Annotated in this window: 3 protein-coding genes; all 3 read right to left on the reverse strand. The window is 35.2% G+C overall.

The annotated features are described in order from the left end of the window. Positions 1-87 precede the first annotated feature (87 nt). The 3 genes from QMD71_10035 to QMD71_10045 are packed head-to-tail and all read right to left on the reverse strand — an operon-like array spanning position 88 to position 2,342. Positions 88-1,182, reverse strand: a complete 1,095-nt coding sequence (locus tag QMD71_10035) for a radical SAM protein (protein ID MDI6841163.1) — start codon at positions 1,180-1,182, stop codon at positions 88-90. Continuing rightward, a complete protein-coding gene (locus QMD71_10040; protein ID MDI6841164.1) occupies positions 1,172-2,059 on the reverse strand; it encodes an ATP-binding protein in 888 nt (295 codons plus the stop codon). Before QMD71_10040 ends, QMD71_10035 begins: the two co-directional genes overlap by 11 nt. 4 nt (positions 2,060-2,063) lie before the next feature. Continuing rightward, positions 2,064-2,342, reverse strand: coding sequence for a PqqD family protein (locus tag QMD71_10045; protein MDI6841165.1), 279 nt, complete (start codon positions 2,340-2,342; stop codon positions 2,064-2,066). Between the last annotated feature and the right edge of the window lie 104 nt (positions 2,343-2,446).

Consider the following 2,446-nt stretch of genomic DNA (forward strand, 5'->3'; position numbering starts at 1 on the left):
TAACTACTCTTCAAATTATCTTTCCCAAAAAACTACCCATTTCTAAATAGCCTTACAAAATCAAATATCAAAAATTAAAATGTAAAATTATACCTCCTGATTTTGCAGCATTTGTATTAAGTCTGGGTTTTCTACTTCTAACTTTTCCTTCACTAATGCGGCACGCTCACAAGTACCATCCGGTGGCTCTCCTATGTCTTTACCCTCTAACAGCGCAAGTCCGGGACACCTGCTACAATAGAACGAGAGGTCACAATTTGAGCATATTGGTGACGGTGTATTGCGCAATTCGCGTAGCTGCAATAACAATTCAGATTGCGTCCAGATTTCTTTAAATGATTCCAGTCGTAAACTACCGGCCTTCAAATGAAGTACAGTACATGGGTATACATCACCTTTAGGTGATATTAGTACTACACTAATACCTGCACCGCAATTGAAAATGTTGTTGTTACAAAACGGTTTAATCTCTAATCTCCTTCTTATTGTTTTAGAGATATCTGGATATATAAAAGGAAAAATACAGGAGAATTGATGGAGAGAAATCCTTATCTTCTCAACTGGCCTTTTAATTTGCTCTTCACTCGTATGGGGAGGAGTGATTGCATAACCCATACCCCCCACTATTCCTAATTCTTTTATCAGTTTATCCAAATATGGGACTTCCTGGAAATTTACATTCATTATCCGAGTAGATGCCACTACATGTATTTTTTCTTCACGTAAATAATGTATGGCATTTATTACTTTCTTAAAAGAGCCTTTTACTTGTGTAATCTGGTCATGAGTCTCAGGAGTGGCTCCATGCAAACTAACCTCTACATTAACTGGATTTACATCTTTCAGGGCTTTAGCTATTGCAGGAGTTATTAAAGTACCATTTGTGAGAAAACTAATTGCAAAGTGTAACTTTTTTGCATAGAGTGATAGCTCAAGCCAATCATCCCGCAAAAAAGGCTCGCCACCTGTAAAACTTATACTAAAAGTACCTGCATCTGCTAACTGATTCAAAATATTTTTCCACTCCTCTGTTGTCAGCTCTTCGCCAGGAGGTTCACCCACCCAGCAGTGTATGCATTTAAGATTACATCTATAAGTTAGTTCAAGTAAAACTTCAAACGGAATCAGATTATCGTACACTTTTTTAACAAATGATGTAAATACTTCTGCTTTATTTAACATCTTTAAGCCTCTCTTTTAACTCTATCCAAGGCAAATAATCCTTTGAGAAATGCAATTCAAATGCTGGTACAAGAGCGCTTACCTCATCCAACGATTTCAGTGTTTTCGTAATTGTCTGAGTATAAATAGGATGATTTGAAATACTCATTTTGTAAATGAACTTCTTTGTGACCTCAATCAAATCATGTGTAAATTGATAAATTGATAATTTTGATACTTTAAATTGGGTATCTTTTATTAGCTTAAATGCTGCCTTAAGTTCAGGAAAATACATAAGCTCAGCTTTTTTATCATAACTATATAGAGGCCTATTAAACGGAGATTGATAAACTAAATAATGGTCAACTGATTTGACAATATAATTACCATCTTCTCCCATTGGTGATGTCCCATATTTAAGACATAGCTTTTGAGCCGTTGACTTACCTGCACCTGGTGGTCCATAGAATAGGTAACCAACCCCATCTTCTACTACACCAGAAGAGTGTATATGTAATCCCCCTAAATTAGCAATTGAGAGTGAAATTGTATACTTGAATGTCCGATTAATGAATCCAGGATTGAGATTATGATAAAGTAATTTAACACCATCAGATGAGACCTCTTTTATATAAAGACTATCCCTCCCTTCTTCTATATTAATCATATCTATAAATAACACACTACAATCTTTCTCAATGACTCGTTTTGAGCCAAACTCTGATAGTAATGCATTCCATTCTTTACTATTCACTCTGCAAATGGATAATGGGAGAGCTTCACCTATCCATGAATTTATAGGGCTTGAATATTTATCCTTTATTAGGTCAATAACTTCTTTCTCAGTTGCCGATACTTTTAACTTTAAGCCAGCTACCTGAACCTCACATTTATACATCTTTTTACTTGACTTTGTGAATCAATTTAGCCTCAAGTAGCTTATCTATGAGTTCATTGAGGTCCTTCCTTGCGCGTTCAGGTGTCACCTTATATCGCTTTAATAATTCATCTACTATATTATCAACAGTCATTTTGCCATCTATTAGTTCCCAGATATTGGCGCCTACACTATTCAATGAATGCATATATGCAGTCTCACCGGGCACCACTATAACAACTTCGTCCATTATCCGCCTCCACGGACAATCTTCTCGTTCAAAAATTCTATTATCTTGTCTCATAATTTTATTTATATTACTTTGTTAAAACTTTGTCAAGTTTTTTTTGCTTGTTTTTTTGCTTTGTTGAATAATTCGCTTTACAAAACTTGCAACACCTTGATTGA

Source organism: bacterium, from assembly GCA_030018315.1.
Taxonomy (GTDB): domain Bacteria; phylum Hydrothermota; class UBA3073; order JACQXS01; family JAGMCI01; genus JASEGA01.

Bases quoted from the DNA above. Each gene is read 5' to 3' on its own strand.
- QMD71_10035 (MDI6841163.1), bottom strand. From the start codon at position 1,182: ATGTTAAATAAAGCAGAAGTATTTACATCATTTGTTAAAAAAGTGTAC.
- QMD71_10040 (MDI6841164.1), bottom strand. From the start codon at position 2,059: ATGTATAAATGTGAGGTTCAGGTAGCTGGCTTAAAGTTAAAAGTATCG.
- QMD71_10045 (MDI6841165.1), bottom strand. From the start codon at position 2,342: ATGAGACAAGATAATAGAATTTTTGAACGAGAAGATTGTCCGTGGAGG.